This is a genomic window from Sphingomonas sp. (assembly GCF_965200135.1).
Classification (GTDB): Bacteria; Pseudomonadota; Alphaproteobacteria; order Sphingomonadales; family Sphingomonadaceae; genus Sphingomonas.
In genome coordinates, this window is sequence record NZ_CBDATK010000006.1 from 544793 (window position 1) to 564386 (window position 19594).

Sequence of the window (19594 nt, forward strand, 5' to 3'; positions counted from 1 at the left end):
GCTGGACGGCCGAGTTGCGGCGCTTGGCTGTCTCTACTTTCGAACTGGCGCTTGCGCGCGCTTACGGGCAACTATTTGGTCCCATCGATCTGGATCGGCCCTCGCCATCATGCTCTGTCCGGCGTGCCACATGTCAGTTCCGAGCATGCGAGCTGCGATACGCTCGGGTACGGCCCAGTTGACCGGCAGCGAGCGGGCGATGGCACCCGGCAGGATGGCGAACATCACCATGCCCGCAACCGCGAACGCGATGCGATTCCTGAGCAGCTCGCGGTCCTGTTCGACGATCGAGCGTGATCGCGCGATCATCGCGTCGATGCGGCTGCCGGCCGCGTCCATGGCTGCGGTGGCGCTCTCCAAAAGGCGCTGATCCTGTGCACGGCTGCTCGCCGCCGCCCCGGCGATCTCGCTGGCAAGGGTTCCCGGCGTCAGCTTCAACGCCGGCTTCTCGGACACGCGCTGCGCCCATACGCAAACATCCTCCAGCCGCTTGCTGATGGCCTCCAGGCTGAGCGCGTAGTCGGGCTGGGAAGTTCGCTCATCGGTGAGCCGCTCGACCGCGCGGCGAAGCAGGCTGATCTCGGCACGGAGTTCGCCGAACGCGTGGGCGGCAAGGCTCGCGTCGACGGTGGGTGGGCTGTCCTGTGTCATTTCGCTGGTTCTATCTTCCCAGGCCGCGGCCGCGCGAGAGGCCGAGCCAGTCCTGGATGCTGTGGGATATGGAAGCCCCCTCGCGTGCCTGGATTCCGAGCTCGGGAAGCCGCTTTCGGATCAGCGACTCGGCCTGGGCATCGCGCTCCATGCTCTTGCCGAGCGCGCTCATCTGCTGCCCGATCGCGCGAGCACCAGCCTCGTCGCCGGCATGGCGATGCGCGCGGTGCTGCCTGGCCAGCTTCTGCCAGTCCTCCGCAAAACGGTCGGCACGCCGCTCGGGGCTGATCCGCATCTCCGCCTCCAGTGCCATCGCACGAATAGCGGTGTTGGTGCGGCCCTGCGCCGCTTCACCGATGAGGCCCATGTCCCGCACGAATGCGGCGCGGAGATCGCGGGCGGCGTTAGGGCGCACGACTTCGAGCGCGTCGCGCGCCTTTTCATAGGCGATCCGCTGGTGGGGCAGCTCGGTATAGCCGTCCTTGCGCACCCGCATGATGTCTGCCGTCGCGCGGGCGAACCGCTGCACGGCATTGTCCAGGCCGATCGGCTCGACGCTGCGGGTCGGCGGCGGTGCTCTCAGCGCCAGTCCATCGAACATGCCCCGCGCAGGTGGCGATGTCACGGGCCGAAGGTCGAGCCCGGCGAACGGATCGCGTGCCGGGACGGCCTTTGCTTTCTCCACAACCGGCTCCGGCAGCCGGATCTGGCGCCGGTCGGCGAACTCGTGCGCGTAATCCGACGCCATGTCCCTGGCGCGGTCGCGCGATAGCGTGCGCACCAGCTTCGATTGGTCAGCGAAGTCATCTCGGCCGTAATGCAGGTCGACGTGATCGCGGTGGCGCGACAGCGCGACATAGGCGGCATGGCGATCGAGACCGGGAGTCGCCAGCACATGTACCCGGTCGACCGTCACGCCTTGCGCCTTGTGGATCGTCGCGGCGTAGCCGTGGTCGATCTGGGTATAATCCTTCAGGTCGAACGCGACGGCGCGGCCATCGTCGAGCATCACTGCCATGCGTGCACTTGTGACGCTCTGCACGATGCCTAGCGAACCGTTCTTCACGCCCATGCTGCGCTCGTTCTTGAGGAACATGATGCGGTCGCCCGAGGCGAAGGTGCGCTCGCCGCGTTCGGCATGCAGGGTGACATTCTGACTGAGTTGCCCGGCGGCACGCAGCCGCTGGCGTGCGGCCGCGTTCAGCGCCTGCACCTCCTCGTTGATATGGGTGAGGATGATCCGTGATGCGGCCGGTGAAGCGGCACGATCACGATCCCAGCGATCGATCAGGTCGGCGCGCGCCTGTTCGCGGGTCTCGGCGGCGTGGACATGTCCGTGTTCTTCATAGGCGGGCAGCGCCTCACCGGTTCTACCAGTGGCGAGTTGCCGAGTAGCATCGCGCTGCCAGTCTTCATGCTGGCGGCGGATCTCGGTAATCTCAACACTGCCGTGCCGCTCGGCGACCGAGCGGAATGCGGCACCTGCTTCGATCGCCTGAAGCTGCTCGGGGTCGCCCACCAACACGACCTTAGCGCCGTGCTTCTCGGCTTCGGCGATCACGCGCTCCATCTGCCGCGACCCGATCATCCCGGCTTCGTCGATCACCAGCACGTGGTTGGACGTGAGTAGCTCCCGGCCCTGCGACCATTGATGTTCGAGACTGGCGATCGTGCGCGACGCGATGCCGGAACCGCTCTCCAGATTCTCGGCGGCGATGCCGGACAGCGCGAGCCCTTTGACCTGATAGCCGGCGCTTTCCCACGCCTCGCGTGCAACACCGAACATGGCGGATTTTCCGGTGCCGGCATAGCCGATCACCACGCCGAGATCCTTGGTGTCGGTAACGTGCTCGAACGCGGAGCGTTGCTCGGCGGAAAGCACCATCCCGCGCCGTTCCGCATTGGCGATGGCGCGGTCGCGATCCCGCTCGGCGACACGATGGTGCTCGCGCTCCGCAAGCATCTGACTACTGCGCGCAAGGCGCTGCTCGGTCTCGATCATGTCGCGGCTGGTGAAACGATCCTCGCCGCGTCCATCCTTGCCGAGCGGGATCAGATCGGGCGAGCCGCGCACCGCCGCCATCACATGGTCGAACTGGTCCTTCCCCTCGCTATGGCGATGCGCGAACATGGCGAGATCGCGCGTCGTGAACGTCGCCTGCGTTCGGGTGATCGCGTCGAGCGCGACCCGCGGATCGGCGATGATCTTCTCGCCGTTCGAACGCGCGATCTCGCGATGCTCATCGACGCGTTCGAGCTGGAGGCCCTTCGCCGCCATGCGCGCGGCGGCCGGGCCGATCTTGTTCTGCGGCTCAAGGTCGATCCCCTGCGCCTCCAGGGAACGGTGATCGACCCGCGCATCGATATCGAGCTCGGCGAGCCGTTGATTGACGTGCTCGGCCCAGGCTTCGCGCCAGTGATTGAGCAGATCGGTGTGGTTCCAGTCGCGCATTTTCGCGCCGAACCCGTCCTCGCCAACTTCGCGCGTGGTCAGCATCACATGCGCGTGCGGCTTCGGCTCCCCGTCGGCACCGACATCCCAATGCACATTGAGATCGGCGATCATGCCGCGGTCGACGAACTCGCGGGCGACGAAGTCTCGCGCGAGCGCGATGCCCTGCTCCTTCGTCATCTCGCGCGGGATGGCGAACTCGATCTCGCGAGCGAGCTGGGCGTCGATCCGCTTCTCCGCGGCCTCGACCTCGTTCCACAGCCGCTCGCGATCAGAGAGATGCTCTGGCGCGCCCTCCGGCAGCATCACCTCCGAATGGACGACGCCGGCTTTGTTGGAGAAGTCGTGGTGGCGGTCGAGCCGCTGGTCGTGCAGCCGCGAAGCAGAGCGGTAGGCAGCGGAAGCCAGCGCGGACGAGCCGTTCGCGCGGCTGATGATCTTGGCCGAGAAGTGGTAGATCGCCATGACGGCAATCCACTTACACTATCCAAGCGACGTTGGCACAACGTATAAGCGCGCCCTCGAAAGATTTCATCTATCTCGGGACTGCAACGTCTCACTATGTTTCAATATATTTACGCTGATCGATCGCTTCTCTAACTGGACCATCCTCAACACTCAACTGAGGATGGTGCGATGCGTAAACTCCGTGATTTCGACTCGGAACTGAAGCTGCTCGGCGACAAGGCGCGATTGCTGAAGGAACGCAAGCTCCACCAGCTCGGCGAACTGGTGATTGCGACCGGCGCCGACGCTTTGTCGGTCGAGCACCTCGCCGGGTTGCTGCTGTCCGGCGTCGAGACACAGGACGCGGCAGCAAAGGAGGCGTGGCGCAAGCGCGGCGCAGTGTTCTTTCAGCGCTCGCCTCGCCATGCTGCAAGCGCTCGGAGCGACCAAAGCGGCGCTTCGGCGGGCGATGGCCACGCACAACCAGCTCGAAGCTAGGCGGGCACGAGCCGATGCTCGGGAGTGGGTCATGAAGCGCCGCGAGCGAACGCGCCAGTTGATCGAGCTTGGTGGCCTCGTCGCAAGGGCCGGACTGGTCGAACTAGAGCGGTTTTCGGCCGATCTGAATCGTTGAGGATTCACACGGCACGGGTTTTCTGATTCAGCCTTCCTGCTGGCGAAGGAGGCTGGCGGTGATGGGTCGAGCTTTGTCGCGTGATCTGCGGGATCGTGTGGTTGCCGCTGTAGATGGTGGGCTGTCGTGCCGGGCTGCGGCTGAGCGGTTCGGGGTGAGCGCAGCGAGCGCGATCCGGTGGCGGCAGCTGACGATGCAGCATGGCACACCTGCCGCCAAGCCGCAGGGCGGTGACCGCCGGTCTGCGAAGATCGAGGATCATGCAGCCCTCATCCATGCCGCCATCGAGCGGCAGTCCGACATCACGCTGGACGAGTTGCGCGCGATGCTGGCCCGGCACGGCGTGAGCACCAGCATCGCCACGTTGTGGCGGTTCTTCGCCCGCCACAGGATCACGCGCAAAAAAAGACCGGTCACGCGACCGAGCAGGATCGTCCCGACGTCCTGAAGCGCCGCGAGGAGTGGTTCGACGGTCAGCTCGATCTCGACCCCGACAAGCTGGTCTTCATCGACGAGACCTGGGCGTCCACCAACATGGCACGGCGCCATGGTCGCTGCCGGAGGGGCCAGCGCCTGCGCGCCGGCATCCCGTTTGGCCACTGGAAGACCACGACCTTCGTCGCCGGCCTGCGCCGCACCGGCATGGTCGCGCCATGGGTGCTCGACGGACCGATGAACGCCGATGCGTTCCTCACCTACGTCACCCGCGTCCTCGTGCCCGAGCTCGGACGCGGCGACGTGGTCGTGATGGACAACCTATCGAGCCACAAGGCGCCGGCAGTACGTGCCGCTATCGAAAGCGTTGGCGCCACGCTCCTGTTCCTCCCGCCCTACAGCCCCGACTTCAACCCGATCGAGCAGGCCTTCTCCAAGCTGAAGGCCCACCTCCGCAAAGCCGCCGAGCGCACCATCCACGGCCTCTGGAATGCCATCGGCCGCATCCTCGACCTCTACTCGCCCCAGGAATGCACCAACTACTTCGCCGCATGTGGCTACGATGCAGACTGATCGAAAACCGCTCTAACCGATGACGATCGCGCAATCCTGTTCGGTCTGCTCAACGAGGCCGCTGCCAAGCTGCGTAGTGCAGATGGCGAGCAGCAGCTTCTGCTCTGGCGACGTCGTGGCAAGCGGGCATTCGACGAAGCTGCCGACATCACAACGCGACCTGGCGCTCCGTTCGTTCCCCCGTCCGGGGACTAAAGGCGCGCCGCATCGGGCGGCGCGCCGTGGCCGATCAATCGGCCGGGTTCCAGATGATCGCGAAGCGCTCGTCGTCACCCGGCACGCGACCGAGGTTGGCGTAGAGGCGGCGCGGACCGAACTCAGGTGCGGCCAGGCTCAGTGACACGTAATCGCGACCGCTGGTCTCGGCGCGGCGGTTCCAGCCGGCGCCGATCTCGACGTCGCTTGAAAGCACCCGATAGTCGGGCTGAACGGTGCGGGCTTTGTTGGTGTTAGGCACGATCGCGATTTCTGCGCGAATGCTGAGGGTGCGAAGCTGGCCCTTGAAGGTGCCGTTCTCGTCCTTGGTGACATATCCGATGGCAGGCATTGCAGGTCTCCTGATGGTCGGCCGGAACCATTCCCGAGCCGATGCGCCGACCAGATGGACGGGATCAGGGGCGACCGAACCGAATGGCCGAAGCGTCAGCGGAGGACCGGAGCGGCGCGCTATTTTGCTGCGCGAGGAAGCCGCAAAGCGGCTGGGGAAAATAGCGCGCCAGTGATGGTTTTGATCGACCCGACCGGCCATAGGTCACAGGCGTTCGGATTGGGGACGGTGCTGGTTGATGGCGGGGGACTGTTCGCTGTCGCGATCAGCGAAGGTTGAGAACGTTAAGGCCGGTGCCTCGCCCTCATTGGTCGAGATCATCGGGCAGCTCCACAGGCAGCGTGAAAATATTGCGCTTGCTGCCTACAGCGCCACGCATGATGGAACCGGCAATGGAGACACAAGTGACCGACGAAACCTCAACAAGTGCGGTCGAGCTTGCCACCGAACTCACCATTGCGTGGCTGTCGAACCAGAACAATCGCGTATCGGCGGAAGACGTACCGGCGTTTCTGCGCACGATGCATGCGACCGTAACAGAATTGGCTTCCCCGGCTCCTGCCGCTGAACCGGACACGCAAGAGCCGGCGCCGGACGCCGGGTTCACGCCTGCGGTGACCGCGCGAAAATCCCTGGCGTCGAAAGAGCACATCCTCTCGATGATCGATGGCAAGCCTTACAAAACGCTGCGCCGCCATCTCTCGGGCCATGGCCTCACCCCCGAGCAGTACCGCGAACGCTACAACCTCAAGGCCGATTATCCGATGGTCGCCGAGAACTATTCGGCGGCACGGCGCGAGATGGCGATGAAGATCGGCCTCGGTCAAAAGGGCCGCGCCGCTAAGGGCGCGCGCAAGCCTAAGTCCGCTTGAATCTGCGAGCACCGCGCGACCAAGCGCGCGGCGCGAGCCGCGTCATTTTGCTGATGCGGCGGCCTGCTCCAGAGTGTTGAGCCGCGTCTGGCTGAGCTCGTCCACGGCCCCGCGCAGCCGCTCGACAGACGCGACCAACGCTTCCAGATCGTCGGTACTGATAGTGTAATTGGGTGAGTAGCGCGCTTCGACATAGGCACGCTTCAACAGCTCGAAGCGGCGCCGGTCGATCTTGCCGTCGCGCGGCCAAGCCTCGACCAACCGTGGCTCCTTGTCCTCGGCCAGCGACCGCAGAAATTTGAGATTGTGAGAACGCGGAAAATAGAGCGTTTGGACCAGAAGGAAGCAAATATAGAGGCGTTCAGCCGCCTGATGCAGTTCGAACGCTGCCTTATTATTCCAGCCTCGTGCGACCGCATCCGCCCCATGGATAAGAAACTGGTCGATACTTGGTAGCCACTGCTCGAAATACCCCTTTGCCATAACAAATGCATCGGCAGCGGTAAGCGGCATCGGTGTCGCAAGGGGATGACAGGGAAGCTCGTAGAGCGCGATTCCGTCGCGCGCGATATCGACCCAGAAGTACTCGCCGCGCGCGAGCGCCTGATTAACCTCTTCAAGCGAATGGACGATGATGTTGACCGGTCGCGCAATGGCGGGATCACGCAGGATCTTGTCCTCGGCGACGTACCAATAGTCAGCGATCTCAGTGAGGTCGCGATGGCTGACCACCACGAGAAGATCGTAGTCGGACTGGTAGCCGTTTTCGGGTTCGTCGACCCAATCGTCGCGCGCATAGCTGCCGAACAGGATGATCTTGTAAACCTTGCCGTTTCGCTTGTGCGGCTTGGTCGCGTTGCCGATCGCCGCCTCGAACTCGTCGAGCAGGATGCGCTGGATGTGCTCCAGCTCCTGTTGCTTCGATTGCGGCAGATGATCGAGGTCTGATTTCACACTGTCTTCCTAACGGTCGGACCGGGATGCGCCAACCTCGCCCGGCTCTTGTCGGGCGAGGCGGCTGCTGATCAGCGGAACCAGCGCGGGCGGTGCGACTGCCACCAGCGCTGCCACGCCGTGCGCTCGTCGCCACGAGCGTAGCGGCCAAGCTGCCGAATGGCTTTCACCATGTGGCGCTCGACCTGTCGGACGCTCAACCCGGTGATCTGGGCGATTTTGGCATAGCTGTAATCGTCGAGGCGGCGCGCGAGGAAGATTTCGCGGGTCGTGCGCGGCAGCGCGCGCATGGCACGTTCGAGGCGGGCCAGTTCTTCCGGGCCGGTTGGTTCGATCGTCTCCAGATCGTTGCTGATGGTTCGCTCGAATGCAGCCTTGGCGCGAGCGACCAAGGCGGGGTCACGTTGTTCGGTCATGATCGGTCTCCCAAACACAGTGGGATTGCGGAAAGACGGTGGCGGCGCTGCCGCCACCGTCAGCGGCTCACGCCGCGATGCGGATCGGCTGTGACGCGAGCACGGGCTGGACCGGGATATCCGCGATCCGCTCGGCACGGTGGATGGTCCCCACGCCGCCACGGTCGGTGTAGGCGCTTGGTGGAAACATCATCCAGCGCGGCACCCATCCCTCGACCTTGGTCCGTCCGTTATCGCCGGTCAGGCAGTCGCGGACGATCTGGCGCTTTACCTTGCCGGTCGCCGCCTCATTCGCGGTTGCGACGCTCTCGCCTGCCACCTCGCACAGGACCGCGCTCAGCACGTCGCGGTCGCGGATCAGGTCGAGCAAGGCGTCGTCGGCCTGCCAGACCGTGGCCATGTCCACGCTCAGCATGTTCCCGAGCATCTCGACGACGGCGCTGCCCGCTTCGAGCGTCTCGGCCATGACGATCGCCAGCACGTCGCGCACGGCGGCATCCGGCAAGGGCAGCAACCGCGCGAAAAGACCTGCCACGCCGTGATCGCCGTCATAGCCGCCGGTCACCGTTGGGGCGTCGGGATCGAACCCGAGGACCGCGAGCACCGCCCGCCGCTGCTCGTCGAACGCCGCTTCGGACACGCTGTTCTCGACGCTCTCGACTATCGCATCGCTCGCGGCGCGCTGCGGCTCGATCCGCACCACCCACAGGCTCGATCCCGCGATCATGTGCGCTACCGCCAGCCGGAGCGCGATCGACGTGTCGCCCGCCACCGCGCTTCGCACAGCGGCGTGACGGTGAAGATCGACATAGTTCTGGATCGGCGCGCTAATCTCCGGACGAAAGGGCTTTTCGACCGTCTCGCACGCCGCATGCTTGCGGGCCTCTTTCAGCGTCACGTAACCTTCGTGGATCGCGACATCGCCGCGCGGTCCCACCGCAATGAAAACCTTGCCGCCTTTGCGCTTGGCGGTGCGCTCATGCTCCCACGTGTGGAAAGCGTCGCCGGTCGGCAGCACGATGACATCGGTCCATCCTGCCTTGCGACACGTCTCGGCCTTTGCCTCGATCGCCGCCGTCTGCGCGGTCCAGAATACCGACGCATCGGCGAAATAGCGCTCATCGCCGAACAGGTCCGACACGATCTCGCCATCGTAGCTTGCCACCTCGAACAGCGCCGTCGTGACCGGGATCGACGCCCCGCCAAACAGCCACGCCTTCAACGAATGCCCGCTCGGGCAATAGGCCGTCTCGTCGTCGAGCAACGCCAGCCATTCGCGCTGCCGGGTCTTGGGAGCCAGGGTAAGGTGCCGGACGGTCACGGCATCGATCTCGTTGCGGTGATAGAGCGAGCGGATGCGTGGCAGCAGGTTGCCCAGCGCCAGCGTCCGCTTCACCTGCAACTCGGTCAGCCCGAAGGTGAGCGCGATGTCGTCGGGGGTTCGGCCTTCGCGTACGAGCCGCGTGAAGCTCTCCCACCGCGTTACCTCATCCGGGTCCAGCCGCGCGATGTTCTCGATCAGCGATGCCTCCAGCGCCGCCGCATTGTCCCCTGCTGCCATCACCGCGCACGGCAGTCGCCCGATCTCACCACCCTCGGAAGCGACCGCCAGCGCCGCATGATAGCGCCGCTTACCCGCCACGATCTCGAAGGTGTCTGGCGTTCCATTCGCCCGCACGATCAGCGGCACGATTACGCCCCGCGCCCGCACCGATGGCAGGATGTTGGCGATGTCCGGGGTCTTGCCCTTGGCCCGCATGTTGGCGGACGAGACGGACAGCTGTGCGATACCGATGTGCTTCAGTTCCATGTTCCTTACTCCCTCACACCGCAGCCCGGCCGGAATGGCGGGGTGGGCGGCAGGAGCGAACCGGCAGTCCCGCTTGAGCGGCAGGCTGCACCCGAAGGGCCGCAACGAAGTGGAGGACCGGCGTAGCCGGTTGCGGCCTGACGCGACGGGACTAGAGGAGAGCGACGCCCACCCCGCCAAGCCGCGCCGCGGCGCCTTGCTCAAGCCGGCGCGGAGCCCGCGCCGACCGCATGCCGGCTCTTCCAGCCGGCCACGCGTCAGCGATCGTTACCCGACCGGGCCGAGACGCAGAGCGGCTCGGTGGAGCGCCAGCGGAATAGAGCGCGGTTGGGCGCTCGCGCACCAGACGCCCGACTACCGAGGCGGGTTTTCAACGAAGTTTATAGGCCCTGTAGGGTCCGGAAGGGCTCGATAGCGCCAGTTGCGGCAGCGGCACTCTTGTCTCCGTGCCGAACGATCTCAATCCTGTTCGTGGGGCAGCATTTGACCGCACACGAACCAGGATCATGCCATGACGTCCGATACCCCTGACCGCATTCTGAGACTGAAGACCGTTCTGGAACGTACGGGCCTCAGCCGTTCAACGCTCTACCGGAAGGTCGAGGCTCGCACATTCCCCAAACAGATCAAGATCAGCACCCGCTGCGCCGGTTGGCGAGAGTCGGCAGTTAAGGCGTGGCTACATAATCCAATGTTCTACAGCGCGGACGAGGCGCAGTAATTTCTTAATTGCGGCCGCTGGGGACTCCACATTTCCTGTAAATTATGGCTTTCTGTCGTTGGAGCCGGGACGCCGGAACCTCGCTCAGGCATCGATCTGTTTTCTCAAGATGGTGCCCGGCCCCGACTTTCAATGCTGGAGGTTCGCATGAGCGATGAGCCGCTTTGGGTTGGTTTGGACGTCGCGGCGGACACTACTCGGGTCTGCATCATCAACGCCATCGGATCGGTCCGCCACGAAGAGACGGTTACCACATCGGCAAGCGCAGTGGCGGTGCTACTTTCGATCTACGGCTCCAACAAAATTAAATTGATCGGCTTGGAGGCCGGCGGGTTCGGTACGCACCTGACCCGCAGATTGCGGGCGCTGGATTATCCCGTCGCGGTCTACGAGGCCCGAAAAGTCAGCAAGTTTCTAAAAATTCGGCGGCACAAGACTGACACGAACGATGCGAGAGGATTAGCTGATATTGCGCGCTTCGGGAATGAGAGTGTCTCGACCGTTTTCGTAAAAAGTCTTGAATGCCAACAGCTCCGATCGAAACTCGCAATGCGACATCGGTTGATATTGCAGCGGATGTCGGGCGAAGGGTTCATTCGGTCTTTGCTTCGCCTACATGGCGGACGACTGAAACAGATTCGTTCTACGCGCGAGTTGCGGCCGTTTGTGGAAGCGGAAATCGCCCGAATTCGGTCAGAAGAAAATATTGACCTTGGCCCCAATATATTTCCGTTATTGAACTTGTGCGAGAGCATACGGACATATCTTGACGCGCTAAACCAAGAGCTCCTTCGCACCGCTCAAGAAAATGAAACCTGCCGACGATTCCTCGATATTCCTGGGGTCGGACCAATCTGCTCGCTATCGTTTTATAGCGCGATAGAAGACCCACGCCGCTTCGGCCGCACCGCTAACGTCGCGGCATATCTGGGCTTAGTGCCCAATATCAAACAATCCGGGCTCCAATTTCGTCGCGACGGCATCAGCAAGATGGGGAGCAAGATGACGCGCTGCCATCTCGTAACGGCGGCCAGCGTGCATCTTGGCGCCTCGAAAAATGCCACTCAGTTACGTGCCTGGGGGGACGCGCTCGCTGAACGGATCGGTCGTTCGAAGGCGAAAGTGGCCGTAGCCCGCAAGCTCGCCATCACCATGCTGACGATGTGGAAGCAGGAAACGGAATATCGTCCGTTCGCAATAACCGGGCCTACCAATTGAATGCAGTCTTACATCTCCCGCGGGAGCGACAGACGAGGACTTCGCATGCCAGCCTAGGACCAATGGTTCTGATCCGAAGAGGAAGCCTCGTCTGTCGAAACCGATACCTTCCGTGCCTGAAGATCGAGCAATTTTTGGTACCCTCCCAAACTAAGCGCCCTCGCCGCTGCGACCAACCGCCGAACCTGTGATCGCAAGGAGTCAGATGTTCCATTCCACGCGAGCCTCGCTCGATCTTCTCCAAACAATGCCGCGGCGATTTGACGATGAGTCGCACCGTCAGCGAGGGCGTCGTGAACGCGAAGCAGTGTTAGCGCCCTTTGCGCCCGTGGTTCTGGCGCAAATAGCCTTATAGGGAATCGTCTCCGGGCTGTGATCTCTATTGCTCTCCTTAATGGCAGGACCTTCGAAATCGCGCTGCGTGACCCTTCAATAGCATACACTAAAAGAACGGGTTCATGACCGAGATAACCGCCTGCCACGTCTATTCGAATTCGACGCAACCCATCCGAAAGGACAACGTATTCTCCCCATTGATCGACCACGCTCGCAAACCAAGGTCGCAATATATCGATCGAGACCGCATCGGTATTGCTTGCACTTGTTCGATGCGCTGTAGCCTTAAGTGTTTCGGGATCGCGTTCGGCACGCCAGATGATCCGGGCGTCGGGTGCAATGACGTCGGGGTCCTCAGCGAAAGTGCAACCCCCAAATAGCGGGGTCGCGAAAACGAGGCTCGACGTGTTGAGCGAAACTGCCTGCTCTCTGAAACCAAGCTACGTATCCAGCATCACGGCGAAGCCATTCCCACATCAGCCCTGCGCGATCGATTCCGATCAAGCGGCTGTACGTATTTGCATCCTGCCAATCTTGGCGGGTCGCCTTCATCCCTCGGCTCGCCAAACCAAAAGGCTACTGAGACGCGGTCGCCGCTTGACTCTATGTAACCCTTTGGGGGAGCTATATTCCTGTTCGATTGAAGCGCATGCTCGAGCCGGTTGAGTCCTCGAAAAGGAGGAATTCCGATGATGAGATTCGAATCTGTAGAACGCCTTCTGGATGTAATTGACAGCTCCGAGTCTCTTCGAGAGCTTGGCTGCGCAATGGCAGAAGCGACTAATGATCTCGGTTTTCAATATTTCGCCATTACTCATCACACGGACTTCGGTCGACTGGCTCCGCATTCTATCCGGCTGCATAACTACCCGGCCAACTGGGTCGGAACCTATGATGAAAGTGATTTGGGCGCGCGCGATCCCGTGCGACGGGCGTGCAATGTTACGAATGTAGGGTTCCCGTGGTCGCGCATTCCCTCGATGATTCCACTTAAGGCCCTGGACCATCAGCTTATCGAGTTGGGTCGGGACCACGGCATTCAAGACGGATTCGCTGTCCCAGCGAGCCTCCCAGGAGAGGCGCTGGGTTCTTGCACCTTCGCGACCCCTACCGGTCGGACAGTCGCTCCAGAGCATTTCCCCGTGGCGCAGCTCGTCGGCGCATTTGCTTTCAATCGCGCAAGGCATCTCTGGATTGCGGCGCGACCGATCGCAGAGGATCCGCCCGCCCTTACAGCACGCCAGCGCGAATGCGTGATATGGATGGCACGCGGCAAGAGCGATTGGGAGATCAGCCGCATCCTCTGTGTCGGCGAGGAAACAGTGACCCGCCATCTCAAAGCTGCCCGGGAAAAATATGGTGCCGAGAAAAGAACATCACTTGCAGTCCGTGCGCTAGCTGATCGGACGCTGAGTTTTGACGAAATCCTAGCGTGTTAAAATTACCCTTTAGGGCCCGGCCCAGCGAGCCGTCATCAGAGTAACGGAATAATCAGGCGAATCGGGGCATTGCGCCCCATAGTTGCCGTTTGAGCGTATCAGCATGAGCTCAACAGCTGTCGTTCGAATTAGGTAACGCAGCGGGCTAAGCAAGAGTTGAGATAATACCGCCCTTAGCGCGCGCCGCGTGTCCGTTGACCAGCTCTAACCCATAGGACGCGTTCGGTGGACATCGTTGGCTCGAAGACAGGTCGTGTCGGTACCTGCGGAAAGAGATCAATAAACGCGAGTAAAATCCCGGCAGGTTTTTTTCCAACAAGTTCGCCGGATATCGCATAAAAATTGGGGCCAGCTGCGTCCTGCCGTTGCGACGCGCCGAAGCCTGCGTCAACGTCTACACCTGGAGGTTGGATGACGCAGCGTAACCGCAAGATACGGACATGGGCGAGCGGGCTGCCGCGTCGGGTCGACGAGTATGATTTCGACCGTCCATTGCGACGCTATTTTTCGCGCCTGGCCGGGGCGGACCGGCTGCCGATCGTCCACGTCACCCACGTCCATGCCGCGCGGCGGATTGTCGAGACCGCCAAGCTGACGACCAAGCTGTGCGAGGTGTTTGCCAAGAGTCTGGCGTATTTCTTCGTGCTAAAACCGGCCTATCTCGGCAAGTTCGACCGCGAAAAATCCGATTTCCTCGACTATTTTCCCGTCGCCTTCATTCTCAAGCCTGAGGCCGTGCCGGCACCCTATCATGTCTACCCTTTCGACACCGGCGGTGCCGCGACCGGCGCGTTCAAGGCGCGCGCCAACCGGCTGGTACCGCTTGAGGATTATGAACTCGAGACGAGTCATGAAGCCGCGGTCGGCTTCATCGGCTGGGCGTTCGGCAGCACTGCGGCATATTATGACGGCATGCTCCGCCACCATCTGTCGACCGAACTTAGCCCTGCGGACAGCGTAGCAACCGGTTATGTTGCGATCGCCCGGCTCGGCGTGCCAGGCGACCCAGAGCACGATATGCGCGCCGCCACGCTCGAACTGGCGAGCGCCGATGCCATCGACCTTGCGGGCAATGTGCTCCTGACGATCATCCCCAAGCAGCTACTCGAGTCCCAGGACCGCTTCGGCCAGGCGCTCGATGCTCTAAAAGCTACGGGGGCGATGATCGAAACCTATGACTGGCAGCCCAACCGCGCCCCGGCGGAATTTCAGCGCGATCTTTTACGACTGGCCCGCGTCTGGTACGCCGAAAACGGGCTCGATGTCTAATGGAAGCGGTGAAGCAAGAGGGCGCGAAGCCGGCAACATGCATGCAGCTGGCGGGCTATATATCACTGACCGATCGCGGGTTCGCGTTTCCGACCTATGAGCGGGCCGACCTGATCGGCAATGCTTGTTATCGCGCCGTTCCTGAGATCGACGGGGATCACAGCTCGGCGATTGCCGAATTCGAGGTACTCAACGGCCCTAATGCCACGCCGCTCGATCGTCGCAGAAACGTGTCCGCCGGCGATCATTGGCTCGACATCTTCCTCTGGGACGATCGCGCGCTGGTCGGAACGACGCGCGAGATTTATGAAGCGCTCGCCGATCAGCACGTCGAGATTGCTGTTGCGGCGCCGCTGACGTTTCTCGATCTCGGCCTCGCTGCCGAGGCGGTCGACACGCCAAGGATGTCGGCGGCCGCCCGCACCTTTCTGCACCGCGCGCTCGGTGAGAGGACGGGCGAGCGCAATTTCCGGGACGTCGTGATCCAGCCTGGCGTCGCCCTGGCGGTCCGCCGGTGCCTCCACCGATTCGGCGACCCGGTGCCGTTCGGTGCCGGGGTCGGCTTCGACACCGTGCCGATCAATGAGCAGAATTTTCATATCGTGCTCGATGGCGAAACGCTCCGGCGCGTCTCGACGGGCAGTTTGTTCGAGGACGTTCGCGCCGCTATAGCTCGGTTCGGACGGTCGCTCGGGCTTGGGATCGAGATGCTCGAGCCGCCGTCTGCGCCTGCTGCCGTCGAACCGCGAGATGAGACGCCGCCCCCGCCCGAGCCCGACGCCGTAGCATCTGTGGGTGGCGGCGGCCGCAAGCCCCGCTCGCGACTGTTCGGGCTGGTTCAGGAAATGGCCATGGACCTCGGAACTAACAACATTCGTGTCCATGCGCGGGGCCGCGGGGTGGTGCTTTCTGAACCGTCGGTAATCGCAGTGGAACGTCGCAATGGCATCCGCAAGGTATTCGCGGTGGGCGATGAGGCGAAGCGTGCACTCGATCGCACGCCGGAAAATGTCGAGGTAATCCGGCCGCTGCGCGACGGGGTGATCGTCGACCTTGACGCCGCGGTGATGATGCTTGGCGGAGTGATCCGGAGGATCCGCCCCGTTGGCCTGGTGCGACGCCCGCTCGACCTCGTCATCTGCATTCCCTGCGGGAGCACCAGTGTCGAACGACGCTCGCTCCAGGACGCCGCTAGGAAAGCGGGGGCAAGCAATACATGGCTAGTCGAGGCGCCGCTCGCCGCGGCGATCGGCGCTGGGCTGCCAGTGAACCAGCCGGTCGGGTCGATGATCGTGCAGGTCGGAGGCGGTACCACTGAGATCGCCCTCGTTGCGCTTAGCGGCCTTGCCTATACGACGTCTGTCCGCGTCGGTGGCGATATGATGGATGAGGCGATCGTCAATTATGTTCGACGGTCGCACAATCTGCTGATCGGCTTGCGCAGCGCGGAGCAGCTGAAGCGCGAGATCGGCAGTGCGCTACGGCCGGCCGATGGGATCGGTGCGCTGGCGCGCGTGAAGGGGCGCGATCTGGTCAATGGTGTACCGAAGGAAATCGAGATGAACCAGGGTCAGATCGCCGAGGCGATCGCTGAACCTGTCGGCACGATCCTCGAGGGCGTGCGGATCGCGCTGGAGAATACCGCACCGGAATTAGCCGGCGACATCGTCGAACAAGGGATTGTGCTCACCGGCGGCGGGGCCCTGCTCCAAGGGCTGGAAGATCTGCTGCGCAATGAAACCGGCTTGTGGGTCCGGGTGGCCGACGATCCCACGCAGTGTGTGACCATCGGCTTGGCACGCATCCTCGATGAGGAGATCTGGCGTCCGCTGCTGAAATAACCGGTCACGACGCTGCCCGCGGGCGATTTATATTAGACAGGCAAGATCTAGGCACAGCATCGTGCGACCAGGGGCGCGACTATCCGACGCCGAGCCCATCGACCTCACGACAATGTCAATCGTTTCAGCCTAGAGGGGCCCGCCAACTCAAGGCACTCCAAACACCGTAGAAATGCGCCCTCAGTCCTCGCTCTCGATCCGATGTCGGAAGCCGCCTCACCGCTGTCGGTCCAAATCGAGAAGGCGCGAATCCTGACCGAAGTAATGTCCGATTTCGCCGTGAAGCGCCGCAACAGCTAGCATTCTGCAACCGGCCCAATCGTGATAGACAAGGCCGATGACCGATGGCAGTTTCTGATCTGGTCACATTAAACCGAACGACCGCTTGCCGGCGGCGTCGGTCGGCAACCACGCAGTATTGTCATCCTGGTGTACGGTCGCACCCGTAGCTTGACTTTCGGGGGGCCGGTCATCCGGCCTCGGTTCCGGCAGGCGCGAGCTGATTAGCGTATCGGGGTCAAGGAAGAATCGTTCTGTCCGCTCGTATCCGAAGCATTTCCGTCCTTGCAAATGAGGACTCCCGGCGCCTCTGTCGGGCCACCACACTCCCAGGGGGACACAGTCCGAGTACTGGTAAACTTTTACGACCTGCGGCGGGCCGCCGATAGTATGCGCCTTCGACGGGTCTCTAAGCATGTCACGAACCACTTCGAATGGCTCGAAATCCAGCTTCCCGAACGAGGATGCGTCGACCTTGGTCTTGATCAGGTTGGCCAACTCTTCACGGGCCTTCGGCGCTTGGTCGCCCGCTATCGCGACCTGCCCTATCGGTCGAAAGTTACGCGCGCGGCGCTTCCTCAAGCCGACCCGGCCTGTGATCGTATCGATGCCAATCCAGGGGGCCGGCTGAGCCAGATGTCGCTTCTCACGGCTGCTATATTTAATCGTCCAGAGCAGGAATTCCTTGCGAACCCAAGAATACCCTCCAAACAGAAACTCTGCGGCGGGGCTTGGCTGCGCGTCGGGAACGCCATGTATGAGAGGTGACGGTCGGATAGCGGCTCCCATAGCGTCAATGACCTTCAGGGCATGGGTCTTCGCTGCTGGCAAATCCATTGATCTGCGGCGGAGGGGCGCATGAGCGTCGAATGCTGCCGCGACCTGATGCATCATCGGGTAGGCGTGGTCGGTTTCGCCGGCGAAGGCGATCGCGCAATCACTCCGCGGCAGGGGAAGTACCTTCGGGCAGGCGTCGAAATCGAAAGCGGTGCCAGACAAGCGGCTGTCGGTCGTGAAGACCAGTTCCTCGCAATCCGTGATCCTCCGCACCCATGCAATCGCGATAGTCAAATTCCATCCCCAACGAGATCGTCGTTCTTGTAACGAGCAGCGTTTGCGGTCGCTCGCGCTGACAGCAGCTAACAAACGGCAGAGCTTTGCACGACTACCAATTGAGCACGCTAGTAGTGAGGATGCCACTGCAGAAGCGTGGCCCGCTATTTGCTCCCTCGGTCAGTGGTGCCCTCTCATCGACGTTTGTATCATGAGCCTGGTGACAATCTCTGTCGGGAAGCTTCGATATTGCCCGATCGAAAAGCCGATCGTTCGGTTTGCCGAACTCCCGTCGTTTTTGCCGATTCCTTCAAATCAATAAGCGGGCGACAGGCTATGCTGAACCGACCGCAGCAGCAGGAAGCTCACTCCGGCTCCCAACGGCCGCCATGTTGGCGCAAGCCGCACGTCCGCACCCGCAGTCGAGGACGCCGAAACCGGATGGTCCGCTACCGGCCCAGCTCTCGCCATATCAGCGTGCTGGCCACTTCATCAGGAAACGTGCCCAAGAGATCATGAGGCCGCGCCGTTTATCGAAGAAATCTGTTCGCCGGTATGCAGCCTCCACCGCGTTTGGAATCTGATGCGCCAGCGCCCTCTCCACCACTTCCTTGGGCACCCTCGTGCTCTCGGCCGCCCAGTCGGCGAAGGTGCTGCGGAAGCCATGGACCGTTGCGTTGCTGATCATCATGTCACGCAGCACCTTGAGCATGGTCATGTCGCTGATCGGTTTATCGTCCCTCGCACTGAACAATAGGCTTTCTGACTTCACCTCGCCGTGCAATTCCAAATGGCGTGTCCGCAGCGCCCGTAAAAGCGTCACCGCTGCGGGCGCGAGCGGCACAATATGTACCTCCTTCATCTTCATCCGCGATGCTGGTATCGACCAGACTGCCTTGGTCAGGTCAAACTCACCCCACATGGCGCGTCGTGCTTCCCCTGACCGAACCGCAGTCAGCATAGTCAGCTTGAGCGCATCTCGCCCCAGAGTTGGCGGGAGAAGCATGAGCGCTTCCATGAATGCGGGGGCCTCGACGTATGGCATCGCAGCGCGATGGGTTACCTTCCGCGTTTGACGCGGCAGCCCGCGCATGACCGAGCGTAGCGACACCTCCTCCGGCACCAATCCCTTGATGTGTGCATAGTCGAGGACGGTGCCGATCCGCTGAAGCACCCGCTTGGCGGTATCCGGCCTAGTCAGCCAGATCGGTTCCAGCACGGCAAGCACCGCGGCGCCGTCGATCGCGGTAACGGTCTTCGTGCCAATCTTGGGAAAGACATGGCGCTCAAAGCTAGCAAGCCACGAAACATGGCGCTGGTCTTTCCAGCCACCCTTCATCGCGTCGTAGCAATCGCGCGTCACGCGCTCGAAGTTTGGCGTCAACTTGCGCGCATCGCGCCGCTTCGCAGACGGATCTGCTCCGGAGCGAACCGCCTTACGCAGGTTGGCAGCAAGGATGCGTGCCTCCGATAGCGGTACGTCGTGCGCTGCTCCCAAGCCGAAGTCCCGACGCTGTCCCTCATGCTGCATTCGCAGCACCCACGAGCGAGTTCCGCTGTCGCGGACGAGGAGATACAGTCCATGGCTATCGGCGTGCCTGCCGGGGCCAGCATGGCGAACCTTGAGCGTAGTAAGCGGCATTGTGA

18 protein-coding genes and 2 pseudogenes are annotated in these 19594 nt (G+C 62.4%); 10 read left to right on the top strand and 10 right to left on the bottom strand.

Annotated elements, in window-relative coordinates; genetic code table 11:
• Window positions 1-33: 33 nt before the first annotated feature.
• Window positions 34-651, bottom strand: a complete 618-nt coding sequence (locus ACOFKS_RS07400) for a DUF6118 family protein (protein WP_419808595.1) — start codon at window positions 649-651, stop codon at window positions 34-36.
• Window positions 652-661: 10 nt separating this feature from the next.
• Window positions 662-3568: a Ti-type conjugative transfer relaxase TraA gene (gene traA, locus ACOFKS_RS07405; RefSeq protein ID WP_419808596.1), complete on the bottom strand. Its 2907-nt coding sequence runs from the start codon at window positions 3566-3568 to the stop codon at window positions 662-664.
• A 171-nt stretch (window positions 3569-3739) separates the two neighbouring features.
• On the opposite strand from traA, the gene ACOFKS_RS07410 reads away from it, so the two are divergent.
• The 4 genes and pseudogenes from ACOFKS_RS07410 to ACOFKS_RS07425 all read left to right on the top strand — a co-directional run.
• Window positions 3740-4048, top strand: coding sequence for a conjugal transfer protein TraD (locus ACOFKS_RS07410; RefSeq protein ID WP_419808597.1), 309 nt, complete (start codon window positions 3740-3742; stop codon window positions 4046-4048).
• Window positions 4020-4154, top strand: a pseudogene (locus ACOFKS_RS07415) (conjugal transfer protein TraD); the annotation flags it as partial. The gene ACOFKS_RS07410 and the pseudogene ACOFKS_RS07415, both read left to right, overlap by 29 nt.
• Window positions 4155-4245: 91 nt before the next feature.
• Window positions 4246-5192, top strand: a protein-coding gene (locus ACOFKS_RS07420; protein WP_419808598.1) for an IS630 family transposase whose coding sequence is annotated in 2 segments (ribosomal slippage) — window positions 4246-4582 and window positions 4582-5192 — 948 coding nt in all. Because the reading frame shifts where the segments join, the coding sequence is not laid out codon by codon here.
• Window positions 5193-5207: 15 nt separating this feature from the next.
• Window positions 5208-5387 (top strand): annotated as a pseudogene (locus ACOFKS_RS07425) (conjugal transfer protein TraD); the annotation flags it as partial.
• A gap of 34 nt (window positions 5388-5421) precedes the next feature.
• Here the strand turns inward: ACOFKS_RS07425 and ACOFKS_RS07430 are convergent.
• On the bottom strand, window positions 5422-5940 hold the full coding sequence (locus ACOFKS_RS07430; RefSeq protein ID WP_419808599.1) for a DUF736 domain-containing protein: 519 nt from the start codon (window positions 5938-5940) through the stop codon (window positions 5422-5424).
• 203 nt (window positions 5941-6143) lie between these two features.
• Here ACOFKS_RS07430 and ACOFKS_RS07435 point away from each other — a divergent pair, with 203 nt between their 5' ends.
• The gene (locus ACOFKS_RS07435; protein ID WP_419808600.1) at window positions 6144-6611 is read left to right on the top strand and encodes a MucR family transcriptional regulator; all 468 of its coding nucleotides are present in this window, start codon (window positions 6144-6146) and stop codon (window positions 6609-6611) included.
• Window positions 6612-6653: 42 nt separating this feature from the next.
• Here ACOFKS_RS07435 and ACOFKS_RS07440 read toward each other — a convergent pair whose 3' ends face one another.
• The 3 genes from ACOFKS_RS07440 to ACOFKS_RS07450 all read right to left on the bottom strand — a co-directional run bounded on the left by ACOFKS_RS07440 (window position 6654) and on the right by ACOFKS_RS07450 (window position 9791).
• The gene (locus tag ACOFKS_RS07440; RefSeq protein ID WP_419808601.1) at window positions 6654-7565 is read right to left on the bottom strand and encodes a HEPN domain-containing protein; all 912 of its coding nucleotides are present in this window, start codon (window positions 7563-7565) and stop codon (window positions 6654-6656) included.
• 71 nt (window positions 7566-7636) lie between these two features.
• The gene (locus tag ACOFKS_RS07445) at window positions 7637-7981 is read right to left on the bottom strand and encodes a sigma factor-like helix-turn-helix DNA-binding protein (protein ID WP_419808602.1); all 345 of its coding nucleotides are present in this window, start codon (window positions 7979-7981) and stop codon (window positions 7637-7639) included.
• 67 nt (window positions 7982-8048) lie between these two features.
• The gene (locus ACOFKS_RS07450) at window positions 8049-9791 is read right to left on the bottom strand and encodes a ParB/RepB/Spo0J family partition protein (protein WP_419808603.1); all 1743 of its coding nucleotides are present in this window, start codon (window positions 9789-9791) and stop codon (window positions 8049-8051) included.
• A gap of 511 nt (window positions 9792-10302) precedes the next feature.
• Between ACOFKS_RS07450 and ACOFKS_RS07455 the strand changes: the two genes are divergently transcribed.
• A complete protein-coding gene (locus ACOFKS_RS07455; protein WP_419808604.1) occupies window positions 10303-10512 on the top strand; it encodes a helix-turn-helix transcriptional regulator in 210 nt (69 codons plus the stop codon).
• A gap of 147 nt (window positions 10513-10659) precedes the next feature.
• Window positions 10660-11730 (top strand): IS110 family transposase, encoded by a 1071-nt coding sequence (locus ACOFKS_RS07460; protein ID WP_419808605.1) that lies wholly within the window; start codon window positions 10660-10662, stop codon window positions 11728-11730.
• 53 nt (window positions 11731-11783) lie between these two features.
• Here ACOFKS_RS07460 and ACOFKS_RS07465 read toward each other — a convergent pair whose 3' ends face one another.
• Window positions 11784-12275 carry a DNA -binding domain-containing protein gene (locus ACOFKS_RS07465; RefSeq protein WP_419808606.1) on the bottom strand — a complete coding sequence of 164 codons (492 nt, stop codon included), beginning with the start codon at window positions 12273-12275 and terminating at the stop codon, window positions 11784-11786.
• A gap of 145 nt (window positions 12276-12420) precedes the next feature.
• Window positions 12421-12618: a transcriptional regulator domain-containing protein gene (locus ACOFKS_RS07470; RefSeq protein WP_419808607.1), complete on the bottom strand. Its 198-nt coding sequence runs from the start codon at window positions 12616-12618 to the stop codon at window positions 12421-12423.
• Between the two features lie 137 nt (window positions 12619-12755).
• On the opposite strand from ACOFKS_RS07470, the gene ACOFKS_RS07475 reads away from it, so the two are divergent.
• From ACOFKS_RS07475 to ACOFKS_RS07485, 3 genes are all read left to right on the top strand, one after another.
• Entirely contained in the window at window positions 12756-13505 is a 750-nt protein-coding gene (locus tag ACOFKS_RS07475) for a LuxR family transcriptional regulator (protein ID WP_419808608.1), read from the top strand.
• A gap of 411 nt (window positions 13506-13916) precedes the next feature.
• A complete protein-coding gene (locus tag ACOFKS_RS07480; protein ID WP_419808609.1) occupies window positions 13917-14774 on the top strand; it encodes a hypothetical protein in 858 nt (285 codons plus the stop codon).
• Window positions 14775-15619: 845 nt separating this feature from the next.
• Window positions 15620-16615: a rod shape-determining protein gene (locus tag ACOFKS_RS07485; protein ID WP_419808724.1), complete on the top strand. Its 996-nt coding sequence runs from the start codon at window positions 15620-15622 to the stop codon at window positions 16613-16615.
• 363 nt (window positions 16616-16978) lie between these two features.
• Here ACOFKS_RS07485 and ACOFKS_RS07490 read toward each other — a convergent pair whose 3' ends face one another.
• Together ACOFKS_RS07490 and ACOFKS_RS07495 are read right to left on the bottom strand one after the other, a co-directional pair.
• Window positions 16979-17965: a hypothetical protein gene (locus tag ACOFKS_RS07490; RefSeq protein ID WP_419808610.1), complete on the bottom strand. Its 987-nt coding sequence runs from the start codon at window positions 17963-17965 to the stop codon at window positions 16979-16981.
• Between the two features lie 454 nt (window positions 17966-18419).
• The gene (locus ACOFKS_RS07495) at window positions 18420-19589 is read right to left on the bottom strand and encodes a tyrosine-type recombinase/integrase (protein WP_419808611.1); all 1170 of its coding nucleotides are present in this window, start codon (window positions 19587-19589) and stop codon (window positions 18420-18422) included.
• Between the last annotated feature and the right edge of the window lie 5 nt (window positions 19590-19594).